At 60.7% G+C, this 22,336-nt stretch carries 24 protein-coding genes; 10 read left to right on the top strand and 14 right to left on the bottom strand.

Annotated elements, in window-relative coordinates:
• Positions 1-15: 15 nt before the first annotated feature.
• From ASD07_RS16220 to ASD07_RS16210, 3 genes are read left to right on the top strand one after another with little or no spacing between them, the layout of a single operon-like run.
• The gene (locus ASD07_RS16220) at positions 16-1,116 is read left to right on the top strand and encodes an aromatic ring-hydroxylating dioxygenase subunit alpha (protein WP_055932433.1); all 1,101 of its coding nucleotides are present in this window, start codon (positions 16-18) and stop codon (positions 1,114-1,116) included.
• Positions 1,116-2,030: a DMT family transporter gene (locus ASD07_RS16215; RefSeq protein ID WP_055932430.1), complete on the top strand. Its 915-nt coding sequence runs from the start codon at positions 1,116-1,118 to the stop codon at positions 2,028-2,030. Before ASD07_RS16220 ends, ASD07_RS16215 begins: the two co-directional genes overlap by 1 nt.
• A gap of 9 nt (positions 2,031-2,039) precedes the next feature.
• Positions 2,040-2,894 carry a sulfurtransferase gene (locus ASD07_RS16210; protein WP_055932426.1) on the top strand — a complete coding sequence of 285 codons (855 nt, stop codon included), beginning with the start codon at positions 2,040-2,042 and terminating at the stop codon, positions 2,892-2,894.
• A gap of 75 nt (positions 2,895-2,969) precedes the next feature.
• On the opposite strand, the gene ASD07_RS16205 is transcribed toward ASD07_RS16210, so the two are convergent.
• Positions 2,970-3,737 carry a hypothetical protein gene (locus ASD07_RS16205; protein WP_055932423.1) on the bottom strand — a complete coding sequence of 256 codons (768 nt, stop codon included), beginning with the start codon at positions 3,735-3,737 and terminating at the stop codon, positions 2,970-2,972.
• Between the two features lie 194 nt (positions 3,738-3,931).
• Between ASD07_RS16205 and ASD07_RS16200 the strand changes: the two genes are divergently transcribed.
• Positions 3,932-4,117 (top strand): hypothetical protein, encoded by a 186-nt coding sequence (locus ASD07_RS16200; protein WP_055932420.1) that lies wholly within the window; start codon positions 3,932-3,934, stop codon positions 4,115-4,117.
• A 3-nt stretch (positions 4,118-4,120) separates the two neighbouring features.
• Here the strand turns inward: ASD07_RS16200 and ASD07_RS16195 are convergent, their stop codons facing one another.
• The 6 genes from ASD07_RS16195 to polA form a co-directional block, all read right to left on the bottom strand.
• Positions 4,121-4,591, bottom strand: a complete 471-nt coding sequence (locus tag ASD07_RS16195; protein WP_055932417.1) for a TssQ family T6SS-associated lipoprotein — start codon at positions 4,589-4,591, stop codon at positions 4,121-4,123.
• Positions 4,588-6,330, bottom strand: coding sequence for a serine/threonine-protein kinase (locus ASD07_RS16190; RefSeq protein WP_055932413.1), 1,743 nt, complete (start codon positions 6,328-6,330; stop codon positions 4,588-4,590). Before ASD07_RS16190 ends, ASD07_RS16195 begins: the two co-directional genes overlap by 4 nt.
• Entirely contained in the window at positions 6,327-7,097 is a 771-nt protein-coding gene (locus ASD07_RS16185; protein ID WP_055932411.1) for a PP2C family serine/threonine-protein phosphatase, read from the bottom strand. Before ASD07_RS16185 ends, ASD07_RS16190 begins: the two co-directional genes overlap by 4 nt.
• A 10-nt stretch (positions 7,098-7,107) precedes the next feature.
• Positions 7,108-7,710, bottom strand: a complete 603-nt coding sequence (gene tagH / locus ASD07_RS16180; protein ID WP_055932409.1) for a type VI secretion system-associated FHA domain protein TagH — start codon at positions 7,708-7,710, stop codon at positions 7,108-7,110.
• A 54-nt stretch (positions 7,711-7,764) separates the two neighbouring features.
• Positions 7,765-8,478, bottom strand: a complete 714-nt coding sequence (locus tag ASD07_RS16175; protein WP_055932405.1) for a ZIP family metal transporter — start codon at positions 8,476-8,478, stop codon at positions 7,765-7,767.
• Between the two features lie 280 nt (positions 8,479-8,758).
• Entirely contained in the window at positions 8,759-11,512 is a 2,754-nt protein-coding gene (polA, locus tag ASD07_RS16170) for a DNA polymerase I (protein ID WP_055932401.1), read from the bottom strand.
• A gap of 109 nt (positions 11,513-11,621) precedes the next feature.
• Between polA and ASD07_RS16165 the strand changes: the two genes are divergently transcribed.
• Genes ASD07_RS16165 through ASD07_RS16155 form a run of 3 tightly spaced genes read left to right on the top strand, consistent with a single transcriptional unit; the run spans position 11,622 to position 13,811 of the window.
• Positions 11,622-12,038 carry a hypothetical protein gene (locus tag ASD07_RS16165; RefSeq protein WP_055932398.1) on the top strand — a complete coding sequence of 139 codons (417 nt, stop codon included), beginning with the start codon at positions 11,622-11,624 and terminating at the stop codon, positions 12,036-12,038.
• A gap of 36 nt (positions 12,039-12,074) precedes the next feature.
• Complete coding sequence (locus tag ASD07_RS16160) at positions 12,075-13,031, top strand: homoserine kinase (RefSeq protein ID WP_055932395.1); 957 nt, start codon at positions 12,075-12,077, stop codon at positions 13,029-13,031.
• The gene (locus ASD07_RS16155; protein ID WP_055932392.1) at positions 13,032-13,811 is read left to right on the top strand and encodes a BPSS1780 family membrane protein; all 780 of its coding nucleotides are present in this window, start codon (positions 13,032-13,034) and stop codon (positions 13,809-13,811) included.
• Between the two features lie 46 nt (positions 13,812-13,857).
• Here ASD07_RS16155 and ASD07_RS30260 read toward each other — a convergent pair whose 3' ends face one another.
• The 5 genes from ASD07_RS30260 to ASD07_RS16140 form a co-directional block, all read right to left on the bottom strand.
• Positions 13,858-14,364, bottom strand: a complete 507-nt coding sequence (locus ASD07_RS30260; RefSeq protein ID WP_082507377.1) for a dual specificity protein phosphatase family protein — start codon at positions 14,362-14,364, stop codon at positions 13,858-13,860.
• 878 nt (positions 14,365-15,242) lie between these two features.
• Positions 15,243-15,434, bottom strand: coding sequence for a hypothetical protein (locus tag ASD07_RS16150; RefSeq protein ID WP_055932389.1), 192 nt, complete (start codon positions 15,432-15,434; stop codon positions 15,243-15,245).
• 67 nt (positions 15,435-15,501) lie between these two features.
• Positions 15,502-15,639, bottom strand: a complete 138-nt coding sequence (locus tag ASD07_RS32320; RefSeq protein WP_373922081.1) for a hypothetical protein — start codon at positions 15,637-15,639, stop codon at positions 15,502-15,504.
• Positions 15,640-15,699: 60 nt separating this feature from the next.
• Positions 15,700-16,161, bottom strand: coding sequence for a GNAT family N-acetyltransferase (locus tag ASD07_RS16145; RefSeq protein WP_055932387.1), 462 nt, complete (start codon positions 16,159-16,161; stop codon positions 15,700-15,702).
• Between the two features lie 87 nt (positions 16,162-16,248).
• Entirely contained in the window at positions 16,249-16,500 is a 252-nt protein-coding gene (locus ASD07_RS16140) for a hypothetical protein (protein WP_200951608.1), read from the bottom strand.
• 161 nt (positions 16,501-16,661) lie between these two features.
• Here ASD07_RS16140 and ASD07_RS16135 point away from each other — a divergent pair, with 161 nt between their 5' ends.
• Complete coding sequence (locus ASD07_RS16135) at positions 16,662-18,968, top strand: UvrD-helicase domain-containing protein (protein ID WP_055932381.1); 2,307 nt, start codon at positions 16,662-16,664, stop codon at positions 18,966-18,968.
• Positions 18,969-19,146: 178 nt separating this feature from the next.
• On the opposite strand, the gene ASD07_RS16130 is transcribed toward ASD07_RS16135, so the two are convergent.
• Positions 19,147-20,319 carry a hypothetical protein gene (locus ASD07_RS16130; RefSeq protein ID WP_055932377.1) on the bottom strand — a complete coding sequence of 391 codons (1,173 nt, stop codon included), beginning with the start codon at positions 20,317-20,319 and terminating at the stop codon, positions 19,147-19,149.
• A gap of 114 nt (positions 20,320-20,433) precedes the next feature.
• On the opposite strand from ASD07_RS16130, the gene ASD07_RS16125 reads away from it, so the two are divergent.
• The gene (locus tag ASD07_RS16125) at positions 20,434-21,357 is read left to right on the top strand and encodes a DMT family transporter (protein WP_055932374.1); all 924 of its coding nucleotides are present in this window, start codon (positions 20,434-20,436) and stop codon (positions 21,355-21,357) included.
• On the opposite strand, the gene ASD07_RS16120 is transcribed toward ASD07_RS16125, so the two are convergent.
• A complete protein-coding gene (locus ASD07_RS16120; RefSeq protein ID WP_055932371.1) occupies positions 21,354-21,875 on the bottom strand; it encodes a GNAT family N-acetyltransferase in 522 nt (173 codons plus the stop codon). The genes ASD07_RS16125 and ASD07_RS16120 overlap by 4 nt on opposite strands.
• 130 nt (positions 21,876-22,005) lie before the next feature.
• On the opposite strand from ASD07_RS16120, the gene ASD07_RS16115 reads away from it, so the two are divergent.
• Positions 22,006-22,314, top strand: a complete 309-nt coding sequence (locus ASD07_RS16115; protein ID WP_200953811.1) for a hypothetical protein — start codon at positions 22,006-22,008, stop codon at positions 22,312-22,314.
• Positions 22,315-22,336 lie beyond the last annotated feature (22 nt).

Genomic DNA, 22,336 nt, shown 5'->3' with positions numbered 1-22,336 from the left:
TTAAGGGGGGTTTGGATGTCCGATCTGGGTAGCCACGCCAAGCTGGCGCGTTCCAACGCGCAACTTCCGGTCACCGTCTATTTTGACGAAACGCTGCTGCAGCGTGAAATGCAGGAACTGTTCAAGAAAGGCCCGCGCTACGTCGGCCACGAGCTGATGGTGCCGAATATCGGCGACTTTGCCACGCTGGCGGCTGAAAATGAAGGCCGCATGCTGGTTCGCAATGCCAACGGTATCGAACTGCTGTCCAATGTCTGCCGCCATCGCCAGGCGCTGATGTTCAATGGCCGCGGCAATGCAGATACCATCGTCTGCCCGCTGCACCGCTGGACCTACGACCTGAAAGGCGAGCTGATTGGCGCCCCGCACTTCCCGGACACCCCGTGCCTGAACCTGCCGAAGGCCAAGCTGCAAAGCTGGAACGGCCTGCTGTTCGAGCAGAACGGCTACGACGTCATGGAAAAGCTGGGTAGCCTGTCGGTCACCAAGGACCTGGATTTCAGCGGCTACATGCTGGACCACGTGGAAGTGCACCACTGCGACTACAACTGGAAGACCTTCATCGAGGTCTACCTGGAGGACTACCACGTCGAGCCGTTCCACCCCGGCCTGGGCAGCTTCGTCACCTGCGACGACCTGCGCTGGGAATTCGGCCGGGACTACAGCGTGCAGACGGTGGGCGTGAACCGCGGCCTGAAGAAGTCAGGCTCCGACACCTACCAGGCATGGCACGAGCAGCTGCTCAAGTTCCGCAACGGCGAGCCGCCGAAGCACGGCGCGATCTGGCTCACCCTGTACCCGAACATCATGGTCGAGTGGTACCCGCACGTGCTGGTGGTCTCGACCCTGTGGCCGGAAGGCCCGAACCGCACCCGCAACGTGGTGGAGTTCTACTATCCGGAAGAAATCGTGCTGTTCGAGCGCGAATTCATCGAAGCCGAACGCGCAGCCTATATGGAAACCTGCGTCGAGGACGATGAAATCGGCGCCCGCATGGACGCCGGGCGCAAGATCCTGATGGAGCGCGGCGAGAACGACGCCGGGCCGTATCAATCACCGATGGAAGACGGCATGCAGCACTTCCATGAATGGTACCGGAGCAAACTGGACACCTGATGCAATCACTCTGGATGTTAGTTGCCAGTTTCCTGTTCGCCGCCATGGGGGTGTGCGTGAAACTGGCGTCCGGTGAATTCAGCGTTTCCGAAATGGTGATGTACCGCGGGGTGATCGGCATGGTCATCCTGTTCACCATGCTGCGCCTGCAGCGCGGCACCCTCAAGACCACCATGCCGCTGGCCCACTTGTGGCGCGGCGCGGTCGGCGTACTTTCGCTCTGGATCTGGTACTACACCATCGCCAAGCTGCCCCTGGCCACGGCCATGACGCTCAATTACATGGCGCCGATCTGGATCGCCGTGTGGCTGTTCGGCCATGGCTGGTGGCACCGGAAAAACCGCGTCGAATGGCCGCTGATCCTGGCGGTCGGCATGAGCTTTGTCGGCGTCACCTGCCTGCTGCAACCGGCCTTCGACGCCAACCAGCTCGGCCCCGCCCTGATGGCGCTCGGTTCCTCCGTGCTGTCGGCCATGGCCTATATGCAGGTGCGCAAGCTTGGCCTGGCCGGCGAACCCGAGTCGCGCGTGGTGTTCTTTTTCAGCGTCACCAATTTCTTTGCCGGCTTCAGCGGACACCTGCTGGAAAGCGGATGGAACTGGCACCCGCTGGACAACGCACGCGGCGTGCTGCTGATCCTGGGAATTGGCCTGTGCGCCACCGCCGCACAAGTGGCGATGACGCGCGCCTACCGCCTCGGCAAGACGCTGGTGGTAGCCAACCTGCAGTACACCGGGATTGTGTTCTCCAGCTTCTGGGGCGTGCTGCTGTTCAGCGACAGCTTCGGCTGGCTAAGCTGGGTGGGCATCGCGATCATCCTGCTGTCCGGTGTGGCCGCGACGTTCTACAATACCCGCAGCACGGAACGTGGCAAGGCCATTTCCGAAACCGACCCGATTGCCAGCGAAGTATAAGGACCACGCATGTTCACTACCCTGATCGACGCCAACACCCTTTCGCAGCACCTGTCCGACCCGCAGTGGGTCATCCTCGATTGCCGCCACGACCTGATGAATCCGGACTTCGGCCGCAACGCCTTTGCCGAAGGTCATATCGAAAACGCGCAATTCGCCAATATCGACACCGACCTGTCGGGTCCCAAGACGGGTAGCGATGGCGTGTTCCGTGGCCGCCACCCCTTGCCGGACCGCGCCGCGCTGCTGGAAACCCTGCGCCGCTGGGGCATCAACGACGATACGCAAGTTGTCGCCTACGATGCGCACGGCGGCATGTACGCGGCGCGCCTGTGGTGGCTGCTGCGCTGGGTTGGCCATGGCGCAGCGGCGGTGCTGGACGGCGGCCTGGCCGCATGGAGCGCCGCCGGCCAGCCTTTGGTCACGTCGGTCGCCGAACGCCCGCGCGGCAAGCTCGCCGACAAGGCAGCCCTGGTGCGCACAGTGTCGGCAGCCGAGCTGCTTGAAAACCTCGGGGTAAAACGCCTGCAAGTAGTCGACGCCCGCGCCAACGACCGCTTCCGCGGCGAGAACGAAACGATAGACCCGGTGGGCGGCCACATTCCCGGCGCGCGCAACCGCTTCTTCAAAGACAACCTGCAAGCCGACGGCCGCTTCAAAGACGGCGCCGCGCTGAAGCAGGAACTGACGCCGGTAGTGGGTGCGCCGGTTGGCGCCGTCATGCAATGCGGCTCCGGCGTCACCGCCTGCCACAACCTGCTCGCGCTGGAAATCGCCGGCCTGCCGGGCGCCGCCCTGTATCCCGGCTCCTGGTCCGAATGGTGCGCCGACAGCACCCGCCCCGTCGCCACCGGCCCCGCCTGATATTTCCAAGTACAGTTCAGCCCGTGTCACACTTGGGGTGTGACCCCATGGTGTGACACGAACTCAGCCGTTCAATCAGTCGCCGCCTCCGCCGCCGCAACTGCTGCCACAGCTGCTTCCGCAGCTGCTGCCTCCGCTGTCGCAACTGGAACTGGAGGAATCACTGCTGCAGTCAACCGAACTGCCGCAGCCTGAGCCGCAACTGCTGCCGCTGCTGCTGTCGCTGCTGCTGGAAGCCTGCTGCCGCGCGCGCTGTTCGAAGTCGTCGAACTGGGAGGCCGTGATGAGGCCCGCCGTCAGCAGGCCGGCCGCCGCCATCTGCGGCGGGCATTGGATGTCCGAGTCGAACCGGCCTTGTGCATCGAGTTGGCTGTAGCCGGGCTGGCCGCGCTTGACCGAGTAGCCGAAGCCGGACGGCATCTTCAACTTCTTATCCAGCAAGAACAGCGACGGCAGTCGCGGCCCTTCGGGATTCAGGCATTCGGCCAGGCGCGCCCGCACCAGGCAGACCGCCAGCGCTTCATCCAGGTTGCCGCCCATTGCGGCGCCTTCCACATGCGGCACCACGCGGCCAAAGTGCTTGCGGCAGAATGCTTCGAGCTTGAGCGGGGATAAACGCAGCCAGGCATGCCACACCGAGTCGGCGGCTTTGGATGGCAGGGCACAGGGTTTGCCATCCTGCGCGGCACAGTCGAAGAAGTCGAGCAGGCCAATCGTGGCGCGGGCAAAAAAAACGGCATCTGTCGGGATGCCGTGGTATTCGAGAGGCGCGCTGCTTTTCCAGTAGCTGTAAAGTCCCGCCGGTATCTCCTTGAGGGCTTTGTGGTGATGTGAGCGCGACATGAGGCGCCGCGCGTACCAACTGTTCAACATTGTCCAAATCATGATGCCAGCCTAAGTAAAGATTGTGACAAGTGTATTACAACGTGGCGCGCTTGCCGCACCAGCCCGCTTTTCGTTGGAAATTTGCGTGAGAAAGTGTGACTATATTCTTGAGAGTTCGTCGGGAATAACGAACTTGTCGCGAAAGCAAATATATGAAAATCAGAACAGAGCTGGCGGCCGCGGAATTCGAAACGCAGGACATCGTCCAGATTGCCATGCGCATCAATGTGGAGGCGGGCAGCATTCATGCCTGGATTTTCCTGAAGCAGAACGGCTTCCGGGATGACGAGATCATGAACTTGTTGCGTCACACCCCGTCATTGCGCGTCGTTCATTAGCAGTTACTTTTTTTTTGCAGCTTCCTTGCGGGCGCGTTCGAACGAAGGCGTCCACAGCGGGTGGCCCTTTTCGCCCGGGCTCAGGTCGAAGGACTTGTCCAGCTTGAAGGCCTTGACGAATTGCTGGCGGCACTGGGTGGCGCGGTTGGTGACGCAGTAGCTGAAGGCCGTATATTTGATCGCTTCCAGCTGCAGCGGCTTATCGGCATTCGCCAGTTCAGGCGCCGAGAGCTGCTTGATGGCGCCGTTGAAATTACCCGCCTTGTACATCTCGATACCTGCGCCCAGCGCCTTGCGCGCGTCCGGCACTTCCGGCTCCGCTGGCGGTGGAGGCGGAAGTGCTTTTTTGACCGGCGGCGGCGCCGCTTCTTTTGCAGTGGCAGGAGCGTGTGCCGGCTTGTCATGCAGCGGGCCGAAAGATTCGCAGCCAGCCAGCAAGAGCGCGGCGGCGATCAGGAAACTCTTATTCTTCATTGTCCAAAGTCATGCTTGATGGTGACCGGCTTCCTGGCGTCCACAGTGACCTTCTGGACATATGCTGGGAAGTTGGGGTTCTCGAGGCGAACTTCATGTTCGCCCAAAGGCAGCGTCAGTTTTTTCAAAGGCGGTGTGATGCCTTTCTGTACACCGTCGACGTAAATTGTAGCCCACGGCTGCACAGCGATGCTGAGCGTGCCGGAAGTCGGCGCAGGCGCTGCAGCAGTCGCGGCGGCGGTGCCCGGTGCGGCTTGCTCCGCCGGCGTGGCCGCCGGTACTGCACCTGCCGACGCGGATGCGTTGGCGCTGCTGCCGGCAACGGCAACCTGCGGCTCTGCGGCAGGGGGGCCGGCCTCAGCCAGCGCGCTGGCCGGGACTGCACTGGCAGGCGCTTCAGCGCTTGCGCTGCTTGCTGCCGGCACCTGTGCGCTGGCTACTTCCGGCGCGGCCGGCTTTACCGGGCTGCCGTCGGCAAACCACGTGATGCCGCCAACCAGCAAGGCCAGGACGCAAAGACCGCCGGCGATCATGTTGTTCGATGGGCGCGTGCTGCGTGCAACCGGGACCGCCTGCTTGCCCGATTTGCTGCCGGCCTTGTTGCGCCCGGAGCGGTTGCCCGAATCAAACGGCGAGCTTGCGCTCGGGCTCGAACTGGCGCCGGCTTCGCCCGATGCGGATCCGCCCTTCTCGGCGTTGCGAGGCGTGCGGGGGCGGTTGCGGCGCGGTACATTGTCTGTCGCAGTGCTGGCGTCACCGGCTGCGCCGGCATGCGCGGCCTCGGCGGCGCCGTCGGCTGCGGCTGGCGCATTGCCGCTGTCGGCGGCAGGCGTTGCGGCGGCCGGCGCGGCAGCATCAAGGCCAAGCAGCGCTGAAAATTCGGCGATCGATTGCGGACGGATTTCCGGACGCACGGCCATGCCGCGGTCGATCGCTTCCAGGAACTGGTTGCTGTAGCCTTCGCGCCCGCTGATCGCCAGCGGTTCGATCGGGTCGTTCAGCATGCGCGCCACCGCTGCCGGCGGCGCCTTGCCGGTGATCGCCGCATACATCACGGCCGACAGCGAATAGATATCGGTCCACGGTCCCTGGCGCATCGATTCGTCGTCGGCGTATTGCTCGACCGGTGCAAAGCCCGGCTTCAGGATCACGGTCAGCGACTGCGCCATGTCCTGCACGATCTGGCGCGCGGCGCCGAAATCGAGCAGTACCGGCTGGCCATCGGGCTGGATCATGATGTTTTCCGGCGAGACGTCGCGATGCAGGATCTTGGCCGCGTACAGCGCTTCCAGCGCGCCCAGCACCGGCTGCAGCAGGCGCTTGAGCCATGCTTCGGTCACCAGTTCCGGATTGTCGCGCACCACCGACTTGAAGGTGCGGCCTTCGTAGTAGCGCATGGCCATGTAAGCAGTGCCATGCGACTCCCAGAAGCGGTACACCTTGACCAGCGCCGGGTGGTCGAATTGGGCCAGCAGGCGCGCTTCGTTGATAAAGCTGCGCAAGCCGGCGCCGAAGGCTTCCGCGTGGCGCTTGGAGCGCACCGTCACCGTATGGTCGGTGGCGCGGGCGGCCAGGGCCGACGGCATGTATTCCTTGACCGCCACCGTGCGTTGCAGCGAGTGGTCGAAGGCGAGGTAGACGATGCCGAATCCGCCTTCCCCGATCACTTCGCGGATCTCGAATTCCGCGATGCGGGTGCCAATTGGCAGGCTGTTAGGCAGTTCGACTGCTTTGTTCATGGAGCTTCACCGATAAAAATTGCCTGAGCGCTGAAATTATCGCGCGCCTTATGCACCAGGCCCGCGCGCTCGTCGGCCAGGGTGCAGATGGCGGAAAGCCACTCTTGCGCGCTGCCTGCTTTCGCCAGCAACAACTCCATCTGCGGCTCGGCGACCCATTCCCACAGGCCGTCGGTGCAGATCAGGATTGCATCGCCCGCGCGCAGCGCCATTGGCGGCATCACGGACGGCAGCACTTCATTTTCAGTGCCAATAGCAGCATACAGCACATTGCGCTTGGGATGGCTGCGCGGGTCGGCCCCAGCGGCCAGCCCGGCGTCAATCATCTGTTGCACCATGCTATGGTCGCGCGTGGCATGCAGCAGGCGCCCGCGGCGGAACAGGTAGATGCGGGTGTCGCCCATATGCGCCCAAGTGGCCTGGGAGCCTGCACGGTCGACCAGCGCCAGCGCCACGGTGGCGCTCATGCCCTGCAGCGTGGGGCGTTGTCTTTTGCTGCGTGCTACCGCGATCGCCGCTTCGGCCACCATGGCCGGCGTGGCGTCGGCGCTGAAGGCGGGATGCTCGCCGAAGTTGGACAAGACCGCTTGCACCACGGTCTGGGCCGCGACTTCGCCGCCCTCGTGACCGCCCGCTCCGTCGGAGACGACGAAGCACACCAGTTCACCGCGCTCGGCACGGCCAATAGCATCCTGGTTGGATGCACGTCCGCCGACGGAAGTAACTTCCGCGACGCTGAGCGCAATGCGCTGGGGCATATCGGCCATGGCTGACTCCTTATTCCATCTCGTCCTGGCGGCGCTCGTAAGCGCTCAGGAAAGCATCGCCCAGCGTACCGTTGAAATCGGAGTCGGTTGCCTTGAGCAGGGCCGCGTGCTGGGCACGGTAGCTGTCCCACAAGGCCGCCTTGCGCGCGATCGGCAGGACGGTGCCTACCACGCCGCGCTTCAGCTTCTCCTCGACCGCTTGCGGCGATACCCGCGCCAGCGCTTCCGCGACGGCGCCTTCCATGCCGGCCTTCACGCATGTCTGGTGGGCAGTCAGGTCGGCGAAGGCATCTTCCAGCGCCTCCACCGGTCCCATGAAGCCAGGCATTTTCTTGCGCAGCATCTGGGTCTTGGCAGCCTGGCTGTCAGGCAGGAACTTCAGGGGGTTGTTGTTGCGCACGACGACGACGGTGGCGTCGGCGTGGATGTTGCGCTTGAGCTCAGCGCGATTCAGCAGCAGGCTATGCGCCCCGCTGATCGAGGTGCCGACCAGTTTTCCCAGCATTTCCATGAATTCCGGCGTCAGTTGCCAGTTTGGTTGCACTCCGGCGCCGCGCTGGAATGCGGCCATCAGAGCTTCTGCAGTGTGGTGTTCGGTCGATGTTTCGTGCATGGGGCAATCTCCTATCCCCTTAGCGTAGCAAAAATGATGCCAATGCGTAATAGTTCAATGCGTATCGTGCGCACTGGAAGTGAGGAATAGCACAATTACAACACCAAGTGCAATTAAGAAAACTTGCGGGATGGTCTCGCGCATGGTGGCGCGGCGTTGCATTTGTGGCATCAGGTCGCTGACGGCAATGTAGATGAAGCCGGAAGAGGCAAACACCAGCACGAAAGGAATCAGGTTGGTGGCCTTGTCCAGCGTGTAATAGCCGAGCACGCCGCCAGCCACGGACAGCAGGCTGCACAGCAGGTTGTAGACATAGGCGCGCGTGCGCGAGAAGCCGGCATTCAGCAGTACGATGAAATCGCCGATTTCCTGCGGGATCTCATGGGCAATGATGGCGACGCCGGTCACGATGCCCAGCTGAGGGTTGGCCAGGAAAGCCGCCGCAATCAGGATGCCGTCGGTGAAATTGTGCATGCCGTCGCCCACCAGGATCATCCAGCCGGCACGGCCCGCTTCGGCCTTGTCGTGGCCATGGTGGTGATGGTGGCCGTCGTGCTCGTGGTGGTGCGAGTGGCGCAAGATTGCCAATTTTTCAAGCAGGAAGAAGGCCAGCAGGCCGGCCAGCAGCGCGCCGAACAGGTGGCGCGGGTCGGTGCCGGACTCGAACGCTTCCGGCAGCGCGTGCAGCAGCGAAGTGGACAGCATGATGCCGACCGACAGGCTGACCATCTTCTCCACCACCTTCGACAGCAGGGCGAACGAAAACACCGCCGCTGCCGTAATACTGGCAACGCCGGCGATCGTGGTGGCCAGCAGGATGGAGGTCAGGACGGGGTCGATGGTGCTTCCTTCGCGTGCAAACCGGGCATTTTACCGCCCTGCAGCATTTTTCGCTAACTCAAGCCCTTGCGAAGCCAGCTCGACAGAGACGGTGCCGCTCACTTGCAATTTTTTTATTGTTGTCATTTCAAGTAAGTTGACAAGGTTTGTCGAGCTCGGCTGCCAAAATTTGTCAGTGCTGACAAATTTTGGCGATCAGCAGGCATCTTTAGTGAGCCTCTTCCCAATTGCAGCCAACTCCGACTTCCGCCACCAGCGGCACCTTGAGTTCCGCCACACCCGACATCAGCTTCGGCAGCATGTCCCTGACCAGCGCCAGCTCGGCATCCGGCACTTCCAGCACCAGTTCATCATGCACCTGCATGATCATCTTGCTTGCCAGGCCTTCGCGCTCGAGCCAGTCCTGCACCGCGATCATGGCCAGCTTGATCAGGTCGGCCGCCGTACCCTGCATCGGCGCATTGATCGCCGCGCGCTCGGCACCCTGGCGGCGCGGGCCGTTCGGCGAATTGATCTCCGGCAGCCACAGGCGGCGGCCGAACACGGTCTGCACAAAGCCCTGCGCCTTGGCTTCGGCACGGGTTTCATCCATATAGCGCTTGACGCCGGAGAAGCGGGCGAAATAGCGGTCGATATAGTTCTGTGCTGCAGTGCGGTCGATGCCCAGGTTGGCTGCCAGGCCAAAGGCGCTCATGCCGTAGATCAGGCCGAAATTGATTACCTTTGCGTAGCGGCGCTGCTCCGGCTGCACGTCGGCCGGCGCCACGCCGAATATTTCGGCGGCGGTAGCGCGGTGGATGTCCTCCCCTTCCGCGAAGGCGCGCAGCATCGCCTCGTCACCCGAGATATGCGCCATGATGCGCAGCTCGATCTGCGAGTAGTCGGCCGACACGATGTGGGCGCCCGGCGGAGCGATGAACGCTTCGCGGATGCGGCGGCCTTCGGCGGTGCGCACCGGGATGTTCTGCAGGTTCGGATCGTTCGACGCCAGGCGGCCCGTGATCGCCACCGCTTGCGCATAGTTGGTATGCACGCGGCCGGTGGCCCTGTTGATCATCTTCGGCAGCTTGTCGGTGTAAGTCGACTTGAGCTTGGCCATGCCGCGGTATTCCAGCAGCACTTTCGGCAGCGGATAGTCTTCGGCCAGCTTTTGCAGCACTTCCTCGTCGGTGGAAGGGGCGCCGCTCGGGGTCTTTTTCACCACCGGCAGTTCCAGCTTGGTGAAGAAGATCTCGCCGATCTGCTTCGGCGAGCCGAGGTTGAACGGCTGGCCTGCCAGTTCATAGGCTTTCTGTTCCAGTTCCAGGATGCGCGCGCCCAGTTCGTTGGACTGGGTCGCCAGCAGGCCGGCGTCGATCAGCACGCCGTTGCGTTCGATCTTTTGCAGCACGACCGCGGTCGGCAGTTCGATCGTGTTGTAGATGCGGGTCAGGCCTTCGTCGCCCGAGACCTGGCCATGCATCGCCAGGTGCAGGCGCAGCGTGATGTCGGCATCTTCCGCCGCGTAGTCAGTGGCGCGGCCGATTTCAACCTGGTCGAAACCGATCTGGCTGGCGCCCTTGCCGCACACTTCTTCGTATGCGATGGTCTTGTGGTTCAGGTGGCGCAGCGCCAGGCTGTCCATGTCGTGGGTGCGGTGCGATTCGAATACGTACGATTGCAGCAGGGTGTCGTGCACGACGCCGCGCAGGGTCACGCCATGGTTGGCGAAGATGTGCGCGTCGTACTTCAGGTTCTGGCCCAGCTTCGGCTTGGTCCCGTCTTCCAGCCACGGCTTCAGCTTGGACAGCACCCAGTCGCGCTGCAGCTGCTGCGGCGCGTCCGGGTAGCTGTGCGCCAGCGGGATATAGCAAGCGATGCCCGGCTCGGTGGACAGCGAGATGCCCACCATCTCGGCCAGCATCGGCTCCAGCGACGTGGTTTCGGTATCGATCGCCGTCAGCTCGGCGGCATCGATGCGCGCCATCCACGCTGCCAGTTGTTCCTCGGTCAGCACGGTCTCGTAGCTGATGGTGGCCGGCGGCGCGGCAAACAGGTCAGCCGTGGCGCCCGGTGCCGGCGCAGCGGCAGCCGCACTGCCCGGCGCCGGAGCGGCCGGGGTCAGGCCGGACAGCTCGCGCAGCAGGGTCTTGAAGCCGTACTTGGTGAAGAAGGCAACCAGCTGCTCGCGGTCTTCATCCTTGGCGCCCAGCGATTCGGAAATCGACATCATGTGCGCCGACAGGTCGCAATCGGTCTTCACGGTAATCAGCTCGCGGCCCTTCGGCAGCCACTCCAGCGCCGAGCGCAGGTTGCCGCCCACTACGCCACCGATCTTGTCGGCGTTTGCCATGATGCCAGCCAGGCTATCGTATTCCTGCAGCCATTTCAGTGCAGTTTTCGGGCCGCACTTGGCCACGCCCGGCACGTTGTCGACGGTATCGCCGATCAGGGTCAGGTAATCGATGATGCGGTTCGGCGGCACGCCAAATTTGGCCAGCACGCCCGCCTCGTCCAGCTTTTCATTGGTCATGGTATTGATCAGCATGACTTTCGGCGTGACCAGCTGCGCCAGGTCCTTGTCGCCGGTGGAGATCACCACGTCCAGGCCGGCCTGTTCGGCCTGCACCGACAGCGTGCCGATCACGTCGTCGGCCTCCACCCCTTCTACCATCAGGATCGGCCAGCCCATGGCGCGCACCGCCTCATGGATCGGCTCGATCTGCAGGCGCAGGTCATCCGGCATCGGCGCGCGGGTCGCCTTATAGTCGGGATACATATCGTCGCGGAAGGTCTTGCCCTTGGCGTCGAACACGCAAGCGATGTAGGCAGCCGGGAAGTCGGCGCGCAGGCGGCGTAGCATATTGACCATGCCGTGCATGGCGCCGGTGGGATGGCCTTCGGCGCTGCGCAGGTCAGGCAGGGCGTGGAAGGCACGGTACAGGTAGCTGGAACCATCGACCAGCAACAGGGTCTTTTGCATAGCGGGAGAGTGGTGTAAATCTCAATATTCCATTATCGCAGAGTTTTACAACGGGACAGGAGGGCATTTGATACAATGGTTAAACCAATAAATTGAACGAAATCCCATCATGCGCGCCCAAACTTCCTGGCTTGCCCTTCCCTTCGTCCTGCTGGCCACCGGCGCCGTGGCGCAGTCTGCCCCGCCCCAGCCGCAGCAACTGGAACGCATCGAGGAAGTCGACAATCCGGTAACCGTCTCGGCCAAGCCGAGCACGCAAACCAGGATTGTGGAAAAGCGCGAAGGTGGCCGCGTGACCGAAGCCAAGGTCAAGAGCGGCGGAAGCACGTATACCGTCAAGCCGAATACCCCGGCTGGCAGCGCACTGCCCGGCGATGCAGCCGGCTCGGCCAACCGTGGCCCGCAGTGGACCGTGCTGGAGTTCGACCTCCTCGCCAAGAAGAAGAAACGCTCTGCCGAGGAAGCGGACAAGGAGGACGGCCCGCCGCCTCCACCGCCAGCCCAGCCGGCCGCGTCAACTAAATAAGCGCGCGCCCCGTACGAACACTTAACCTGGTTTCTCATGGCAGTTTTTACCCCGGTCTCACTGGAAGATGTCGGCCATTGGATCAAGCAATTCCCCCTTGGCAAAGCCGTCGCGCTGAAAGGCATCGCGTCCGGCATCGAGAACAGCAATTTTTTCCTGACTACCGAGCGCGGCGAGTTCGTGCTCACAATTTTTGAAAACCTGACGTTCGAGCAGCTGCCGTTCTACCTGCAGCTGATGCGCCACCTCGCCGAACACGGCGTGCTGGTGCCTGCGCCCGTGCCCAACGGCCAGGGAGAACTCTGCGTCCCGCTGCACGGCAAGCCGGCCGCCATCGTCTCCAAGCTCGAAGGCAAGCCGCAAATGGCGCCGCAGCCGGTGCACTGCGCCGCCGTTGGCGCCATGCTGGCGCGCATGCACCTTGCCGGCCAGGACTTCACGCTGCACCAGCCCAACCTGCGCGGCCTGCCGTGGTGGCGCGAAGCTACCGCCGCCGTGTTGCCGCACCTGGCGCTGGAACAAGCCCACCTGCTGCACGACGAGATGAAATTCCAGGAAGCGCTGCATGCTTCCGCCGACTACCACACGCTGCAGCGCGGCCCGGTGCACGCCGACCTGTTCCGCGACAACGTGATGTTCGACGGCGAGCGCCTGACCGGCTTCTTCGACTTCTACTTCGCAGGCTGCGATAGCTGGCTGTTCGATGTCGCCGTGACCGTCAACGACTGGTGCATCGACCTCGCCACCGGCGCGCTCGACGAAGCACGCGTGCGCGCCATGCTGGACGCCTACCACGCCGTGCGGCCATTCACGGCCGCCGAGCACTCGCTGTGGCCTGCCCTGCTGCGCGCCGGAGCATTGCGCTTCTGGATATCGAGACTGTACGATTTTTATTTGCCGCGCGCCGCCGAAATGCTGACGCCGCACGACCCTACCCACTTTGAGCGCATCCTGCGCACACGCATTGCCGTACCGGCCCCGGAGTTGTATTAAATGAGTCATTTACCCGCCAGCGCAGGCATCGCCTGGATCCGCGAAGGCTTCGCCATCTTCCGCAAGCAGCCCGGCGGGCTGATGCTGCTGATGCTGGCCTATCTGGTGGCGGGGATGATAATGGGGATTATTCCCCTGCTGGGACAGTTGCTGCCGATGATTCTCGCTCCGGTGTTCACAGCCGTGTTCGTGCAAGCCTGCGCAGCAGCTGACCGCCAGCAGAAACTGACGCCGGAAATGCTGCACCCTATCTTCCAGAAACCGGTCTTTCCGCGCCTTGCTGGATTGGGCACGCTGTTTGTGATTGTGCTGATCTTGCTCACCTTCGTGTTTGCGAGCATTGTCGGTCTCGATACCATGCGCCAGTTAGTGGAGCAGAAGATGAAGGCCAGCGCGGTGGCAGCCAATGGCAATGTAAACTTTGCCATTTTGGTTGTCTTCCTGGTTTCCCTGCCAGTCAGCATGGCCATGCTGTTTGCGGCACTGCTGATCTTCTGGCAGCAGATGGGCGTCGGCAAAGCACTTTTCTTCAGCTTCTTCGGGGTATGGCGTGCCTTGCGTCCCTTCCTGCTGTACTTCCTGTCGTGGGTAGTGATTGTGATGCTGTTGTCGAGTATGGTGATAATACTGTTCGGCGAAACACTACTTGGCGCAGCAGTGCAGCAGTCAGTCCTGATGGTCATCGCAATGATCATTCAATGCTCGGTGTACGCGGCCTACAAAGGCATATTCGGCGAGCCGAATTTGCCTGGCGCAGGGCCGACGCAAACGCCGACATAGTCTGCCGCCGGGCTCCCGTATCAGGGTGATTCGCTTACGCATTGGCTTAGATTCGCTGCAGAAGCCGAGGGACAGCGACCGAATGAAACCACTCGACCTGAGACTGCGTATCAGGGACCGGCAGGCGGCGAGCTCGCGACAGAATCGCAAATGCCTCCGCTGCGGGAATTCCAAGCTTCAGTAGTACGCAAGCAGCAGTGAGGCCGGAACGACCAATGCCAGCGCGACAATGCACCGCAACGCCGTGATTGTTTTGCACCAGCGAAGTCAACTCGTGTACCAGCGCGAAGAAGTCCGCTGAAGAAGCGGGCGTACTTCGATCTTGAATCGGCAATGACTTGTACTCGATCCCGCTAACCTTGCAAAGTGCCGCCTCATTTGAAATGGACAGTTCTTCGATTTCATATCGATGCAGCAGGCTGACGACATGGGTGACCCCTGACCGTTTCCAGCCTGCGATTTCATCTTCAAGCCAATCACCACCTCGAGGACGAGGCATGATTGCTAGCCTTAGAGGTTCGATATCACGAACCCAGTAAACTTCCGCTGACATAGGAATATATTCCTCGCTATTCGACGTATGCGAAGCGGTACATTGCTCTCAGCATACGGGTGAACTCTACTATCTATAATTTGGCCAGACAACGTTCCAGGTTGTCGGCCCCTTCTATCCTGGACGCACGAGAAGCTGAATTATAAGGCAGACAGCACGTAACACGGACTCACATGAACGCAGATCTCACTATTGCCAACGACGCGAACGAGGTCGTGAGATTGAATCTGCATCAGTTCACATGGATTCAAGCGGAGGAGCCGGTCAGCCTCTAGATCCACCACAGCCTGGATATCCCGGTCATTCAATGTAGGCACATGTTCCTCAATAGTCGATGACGGTCTACTTTGGCCGATAGCACATCAGACGTGCCATGATTCAACTGGGCTGGCGCCACAGGCGGTGAGAATTTTGCAGGATTTGAAAATCGCGAGAAGCTTCATGTAGGCTCTAGGGCGAACGCATTCTTGGCAAATTCCGTGCGCGCGGCCAGCGGTATTCGACCGCCCCTCATACAAGAATGCACTCATCCGAATAGCCCCCTACGGCGGTACCACCTAATGCATGCAGCCTCAAGAAGGAAGAAGCCCACCAACGAAAACATGAAAAGCCAAGGTATAAGTATTCCCCCCCGCAAACATCGGCATGACGACGAACCAGCAACAAAATTTGTAGTAACGGGGAAGTGCATTGTACCGCTCCCGCTTTTCAGGGCTTTGTTTGAAGTCGCGCTTATTCAATAAGGCATGCGTGCACAATAGAAACGCATAGCAAATGGCGAAGAGCATAATTTAGTGCAGCGGTGACAAGGAATTCATGCTTCTTTTTCCAACGTACGCCAATCAGGGGGCGCGCGTCCTGCTGACTGAATTGTTGGACTATTTACTTGCCATGGCTAATGCGACGAACGGTGGCATCATCTCTGGAGATTTCTGCAACTGCGACGCCACCGCAGTTGCGGCGTCCGGCACATAACCAGCGGCTGGCTTGTAGTTGTGAGGCTCCGAGCTCTGGGCAAGCGCGTTCGCTGAAAGGAAGGCTACAAAGAAGAGCATCAAGAGATTATTCATATGGGACAACGTGCTTGCTCAGCGGCGCCCTTAGGCGTCCAACGGAACCTATGATTAGCGATGGGGCTCATGTTCTGGCTACCAGACGTTCGAGAGATAGGATACCTGCGATCATCTTATCCCTTGCCGAAGAGTTGGCGGAATGAACTGCGATCTTAGGTGGTTTGAAACCACGAAGCGCAACGGCCTCCTCCATCCAAAGCACAACGTCGTATCTTCTACTTCGGTAATAGGATCGTACGTCATTGATCGATAGTCCAACGTGCTAATTCAGCCGCGCCGAAGGCGTCGGCTGGAATGCTTGGTCGAGCCCATTACGCCGCATAGCAATAACGTCTTGGCCCCGAGCCAAATATGAGTATAGCCGCTTGGCCAAAAAGTCCGGCAGCTCTTCGGCACTGACGGCTTCAAACGACGCGGCACCGTAGAACTCCGCGAGGTGTGAATATGGCAGGCAAAACGCTTGGCCAATGTCCATATGCCCGGCACAAGCCTTCAGCAACTGCGAACCGATTCCTTGCCTTTGGAACGTTTCGCTGACCTGCATGCCTCGAAGCACTGTGACGCCATCTTCAGAACATAAGCGTACCGCACCAACAATTTTCTCGCTCGCGGTGGCAACAATTACTGTGTCGTTTTCATCGATCCCACCACCGTATCCAGCCTCGACGTAAAGCGCGCCAACTTGAGGTACGTCAGCATTCTTAGCAAGCCTGACCTTAACCATGTGAGACCCAACGTTGAACGTAAGCGGCCATAGCAACGAGCAGCGTTGCGGAGGCCCGGTTGACGGAATGGTTGGGCAAAAGCGCTTTCATAACAAGCGTTCGCTCACTCGTTGATCGAGCAAGCGATCAATTGCCTCGATTTTTTTGGTAGCGCCAGCCAAGTCAAAGGTGTCTCCGTCACAAACTGCTAAAGCCTCATTATGGAGAGCATACGCGATGTGCGCCGCGATGCGCACCGACATGTCTGCGTCCACGGAACTGCCAAGATAGCCAGAAAGAAGCAGCCGAATTTCGTAGAGCGCCTTCGCAAGAAGCTTGGTTTGATCTGATGTGTCCATTGTCATATCCGGGCCCAACGTAAATTCGGCATCATATTAACGTTTTAACAAACCTAATTATGACGCCAAACTCCGGGCCTATCAATCACCAATGACGAGACCAGCCAGCCGCCACGCCCCGTCTCCCGGCCTCCCAAGCGCTGCGCCGGTATAATGGAGGGATGCAAAATCTCCTCCACAACCTCAATCCCGAACAACTCGCAGCAGTCACCCTGCCACCGCAAAATGCCCTGATTCTGGCCGGTGCCGGATCGGGCAAGACGCGCGTGCTGACCACCCGTATCGCGTGGCTGATCCAGACTGGCCAGGTATCCCCGTCCGGCGTGCTGGCGGTGACCTTTACCAACAAAGCGGCAAAGGAAATGCTCACCCGTCTGAGCGCCATGTTGCCGATCAATACACGCGGCATGTGGATCGGCACCTTCCACGGCCTGTGCAACCGCTTGCTGCGCACCCACTACAAGGATGCGGCCCTGCCGCAGACTTTCCAGATCCTCGATTCGCAAGACCAGCTATCGATGATCAAGCGCCTGCTGAAGGCGAACAATATCGACGATGAAAAGTTCCCGCCGAAGCAGGTGGTGTACTTCATCAATAACAACAAAGACCAGGGCTTGCGCGCCTCGCAGGTGGAGGCCTACGACGCGCTGGAGCGCAAACTGGTCGAGTTGTACCAGCTCTATGACGACCAGTGCCAGCGCGAAGGCGTGGTGGATTTCGCCGAACTGCTGCTGCGCACCTACGAACTGTTGTCGCGCAACGAACCGCTGCGCCAGCACTACCAGCAACGCTTCCGCCACATCCTGGTCGACGAGTTCCAGGATACGAACAACCTGCAGTACGCCTGGCTGAAACTGATGGCTGGCCATGCCTCGCCATTCGGCGGCGCGCTGTTCGCCGTGGGCGACGATGACCAGAGCATCTACGCTTTCCGCGGCGCCAACGTAGGCAATATGCAGGCCTTCGAAAGCGAGTTCCAGGTCAAGAACCTGATCAAGCTGGAACAGAACTACCGCTCGCACGGCCACATCCTGGATTCGGCCAACCTGCTGATCGCCAACAACAGCCGCCGCCTGGGCAAGAACCTGCGCACCGACGCCGGCCATGGCGAGCAGGTACGCGTGTACGAAGCCAGCTCGGACCTGCAGGAAGCGCAGTGGATCATTGAAGAAGCCAAGTCGCTGATCGCCGAGGGAGCCCTGCGCCGCGAAGTCGCGATCCTGTACCGCTCGAATGCGCAGTCGCGCGTGATCGAACATGCCCTGTTCTCGGCCGGCATGCCTTACCACGTGTACGGCGGCCTGCGCTACTTCCAGCGCGCTGAGGTCAAGCATGCCATCGCTTACCTGCAGTTGATGGACAACCCGCATAACGATTCGGCCTTCCTGCGCGTGGTGAATTTCCCGGCGCGCGGCATCGGTGCGCGCTCGATTGAGCAACTGCAGAACGCAGCAGCCACCTACAACTGCTCGCTGTACGCCGCAGTGCCGTACATGGTCGGCAAGGCCGGCACCTCGCTGGCCGCCTTTACCAAGCTGATTGAGGGGGTGCGCTTCGAGACCCAGCAACTGGCACTGCCGGAACTGGTGAAGATCACGCTGGATTCCTCCGGCCTGCTGCTGCATTACCAGAATGAGAAGGAAGGCGCCGACCGCGTCGAGAACTTGGAGCAGATGGTCAGCGCTGCTACGCAGTTCGTGTCCGAAGAAGGCTTCGGACAGGGGGCGCCTGCGCACCTCGGTCCGCAGGCTTCGGCCTCCGCCGGCGCGCAAGTGGTGGTAGCAGACGGCGTGGAGATCATCGACGCCGATGCTCCGCTGGCGACCGTGATGTCGCCTCTGTCCGCATTCCTGTCCCACGCTTCGCTGGAAGCCGGCGACAACCAGGCCCAGGAAGGCCAGGATGCGCTGCAGCTGATGACGGTGCACTCGGCCAAGGGCCTGGAGTTCGACAATGTCTTCATCACCGGCCTGGAAGAAGGCCTGTTCCCGCACGAGAGCAGCTCGAAAGAAGAAGGCGGCGTGGAGGAAGAGCGTCGCCTGATGTATGTTGCGATCACACGTGCGCGCAAGCGCTTGTACATGTCGTTCTGCCAGACCCGCATGCTGCACGGCCAGACGCGCTACAACATGAAGTCGCGCTTCTTCGACGAACTGCCGGAGGAATCGCTGAAGTGGCTGACGGCACGCGTGCAGAACAACTGGTTCTCTACCGGTTCACGCAAGTCGGCATGGGATGAAATGCCGTCCGTGCCAAGCGCCGACAATCGCCTGGCGGCGCGCATGAACGAACGCTCCGGTGCCTCCGGTGGCTGGCGCATCGGCGAATCGGTCGCCCACGCCAAGTTCGGCGAAGGCGTGATCGTCAATCTCGAAGGCAGTGGCGCCAACTGCCGCGCGCAAATCAACTTCGGCTCCTTCGGCATGAAGGTGCTCGACCTCTCGGTCGCGAAGTTGGAACGGATCTAACTCCATCCCCGGGGCGGGGATGTCCCATTCCCGCCCCGTATTTGAATCATGCTATGCCCTGGCATAAGAAACATAATGCGTTTCGCTCAAAGCATGCTTACTTCAACGTGATAGGGATCCCGTACATACCTGGCGGTGCAGCGAAGACCTGGATTTCCGTTGGACCTGCAATTTCCATTCAATAGAATATCGGAGCCCCCCTGAAGTCACAAAAGTCTTTGCTGTTTGTGAAATGGGCGTTCAGCTTCGACACGACAGCTTTCCCGTAGCGCCCCCTGATCGTCCCTGCGATGCCGAATGCCCGCTCCCTGTGAGCTTCGGTCAGCAGCGGCATGACAAACATCATTTCGCCATACTTGGCTTGCTCGTAATAGTCGCTTGCGGAATCGTCAAGGCACTCAATTTTTTCCAGTGCCAGGCTGATGACGCGAGTCGGGTCCAGCGTTTTCAGCACCGATCCAAAATGGTACAGGTTATGTATCCTCGCTGAGGTAGCCGGCTGCGTGTTGAAGTCCAACATAAACTGCTCATACAGTTTTTCGACTTCCCCGTCGTGCAGAAAGGCGGCTAGTTTAAGCAGGCAGCGGTTCCTGTAATAGTCCGACTCGAAAAGTCTGGCCCTGGCCGCCAGCCTGACTGCATCGTCGTACTCGAAATAGGCTGCGTTGCGGACAACAAGATAGGCAATGAGCCCCTCCGGTACGTCCGGCAGGCCAAGGTGGGCGGCTACCACTTTGGCTCGGGAGGCACTATCCATGTACGGGAACATGAACTTAAGACGATACGCGGCCGCAGAAGATCCGGAGGCAAATTGTTGCAGCAAGTAGCTCAGGATCTCCGTTTTGCGAAGCGTATCCATCCTGGGGTAGATGCCGGCAAGAGCCCTTGTTTTGTACGGTTCGTGGAGTTCGAGGATGGTGTGGTACGCCTGGCTGGCGACTTCGTCGGTAAGCAGGTAAGCATATTGGCCAATGCAGTTTGCCTTGTCGTAGCCATCGTCAAGATCGCGTATCGCTGACCAGATTGTTGCGGCGTCAAAGCATTGTTCAGCGCGGAAGCGGTCCTGTCGCCAGGCTACCCGATGCAAGAACAAGTCGATGAGCGGACTCTTGTTCTTCAGGAATGAGCTCAATAATTCAAATAGCCTGATCGAACGTTCTTTCGTTCTTTTTCGATAGAACTGGTCAAGCAATGAATTGGCGTAGTAAGTCGTCATCGAGTCGTCCGGATATGCATCGAGGAACTCTGCGATTTTTCGCACCAGCGCGGTTGGAACTTCCAGCCTCCCGGCATAGCCCACCGACGCAACCATTTCGCTTTTCAAAGCGGCGTAGGTAGCGTATTGATTCATAGTCTCATTCTGCGTTTTTGCATAGCTCAAACGCGATTATTGGGAATATCCATGCAATGAAGCATAGCCTACAGTGGGCGCGACCGTCACTCACATTTTCTTCGGAGGCTAAACATGGAAACCCTTCTGATCCCGGCATCGCTGTTTGCCGGCGGACTGCTCGCTGTGCAAGCGGGCGCGAATGCGCAACTGTCCAAAGCAACCGGCAGTCCCTTTGCGGCGACCACGCTGCAACTGTCGGTCGGCACGCTTGCGCTGCTGGTGCTTGCCCTGCTTACGGGGACGCTGACCGCCGCCGCCGCCCTGCCCCACGTACCTTGGTGGCATGCAGTCGGCGGGGTAGCGAGCGCCATCTATGTCGTTTCCACCATCCTGCTGTTTCCGCGCCTCGGCGCAATTGTTTCAGTAGGACTCTTCATTGCGGGCCAGATGCTGGCGTCATTTGTCCTTGATGTCACCGGACTGGCCGGCGGCGCACCGCGTACAGTCGATGCCCCGCTTGCCGTCGGCATGCTGGCACTCCTGGCGGGGGCCGCGATCATCGTGAAGGGGCAGTCTGGCCGGCAATCACACCCGGTAGCGGGCAAGGCCGGCTGGATCATGCTCGCCTTGCTTGCCGGTGCAGTGCTGCCGGTTCAGGGCGTGGTGAACGGCTTGCTGCGACATGATCTCGGTGCGCCGTTGGTGGTTGGTGCCGTAAGCTTCCTGGTCGCCACCTTGGCGATGGCTGTGGCGCTGCTGTTTTCGACCACGGTACTGCGCGCACCGGCGCCTACGTTGCAAGGCCTGCCTTCCATGCCCTGGTGGGGATGGCTCGGCGGCTTCGCCGGCGCGATCTATGTCACGACCGTCTTTACCGCGATTCCGGTCATCGGTGCCTCGGCTGCAGTCGGGTTGACGGTCGCCGGGCAGCAAGTGGCGTCTGTCTTCGTCGACCGGCATGGCTGGTTCCGTCTGCCGCAACGCGACGTTTCGGCGCTGCGGCTGACTGGCGTCGTGCTGCTGCTGGCCGGCGTGGCGGTCATCAAACTGCTTTAAGTGTCCCTGGCATCGGGCGCGAGCACCTTCGTCATCGGGATCTCGTCGTACCTCACGCCATCGACAACCAGCGCGGCAGGCTCATAGCCCCAGGCCTTAAAGCCCAGCGACTCATACAGTTTTTGCGCAGCTTCGTTGCCGGCCGTGACGGCAAGGCTGACGTGGGTCACACCTTCCAGTGAAGCGGCACAGTCCAGCGCCCGCTCCATCAGCTTGCGCGCAGCGCCTTTCCCTCGATGGGCGGTAGAGACGTACACGCCGCGAATGTGGGCGCGGTGGCGTTGCTTTGAGCTGCTGTCGCGATCCACGCGCGCGATCGCAACCAAGGCCTCCTCATTGAACACGCCTAAATATTCGCGTCCCGATCCTGGCGACAGGCGCCTCGCGATTTCGCTGAGTGGCGTGGTGGACTCTTCTTCAACGCTGGCCGTGAATGCCGAAGGCGCTTCGCGCAGGCCTTCCAGGCGCAAGGAATGATAGGCGGCGGCATCGCCGGGTGTCAGGACTCTCGTTTGCATGGTGGTTGCATTGTACTGAATGATGGGTTTTCGCCACATGTTGTCGCGAAACCGCCAAGCTGTGATTCGGGGCCTTGAAGACGCGGCGGGACGTGCGAATATGCGCCTCACACATATGAAAGGAGCAATAATGAATACCCCTAATGACCTCGCTGCCATCAACCAGAAAATCCTCGCCGACGGCGAATCGCTGCCGCTGGTGCAGCTAAAAGACGGCAGCAAGGTGCAAACCGGCACTGTCGCCACCATGCTGCGCAATATCGAGTTGTATAACGCCGGCGAACGCGGCGACCTTGAACAGCAACTGGAAGCAGCCATCCCGACCGTCGCCAAGGTCGGCCTGTTCGACCTATTCCCCCCCGAAGAGTGGATTGCAGGCAGCAACCAAGGTCGCCGCCTGGTCGGAACCTTGGCTGCGCAGTACCTTGCCTTTAAGTAGTTGATTTCTGCGGGGATTTTTT

The sequence above is a fragment of the Duganella sp. Root336D2 genome, from assembly GCF_001425005.1.
Lineage (GTDB): Bacteria > Pseudomonadota > Gammaproteobacteria > Burkholderiales > Burkholderiaceae_D > Rugamonas.
Note: the sequence above shows the minus strand (reverse complement) of the source record. Positions and strands in the feature narration are given on the sequence as shown.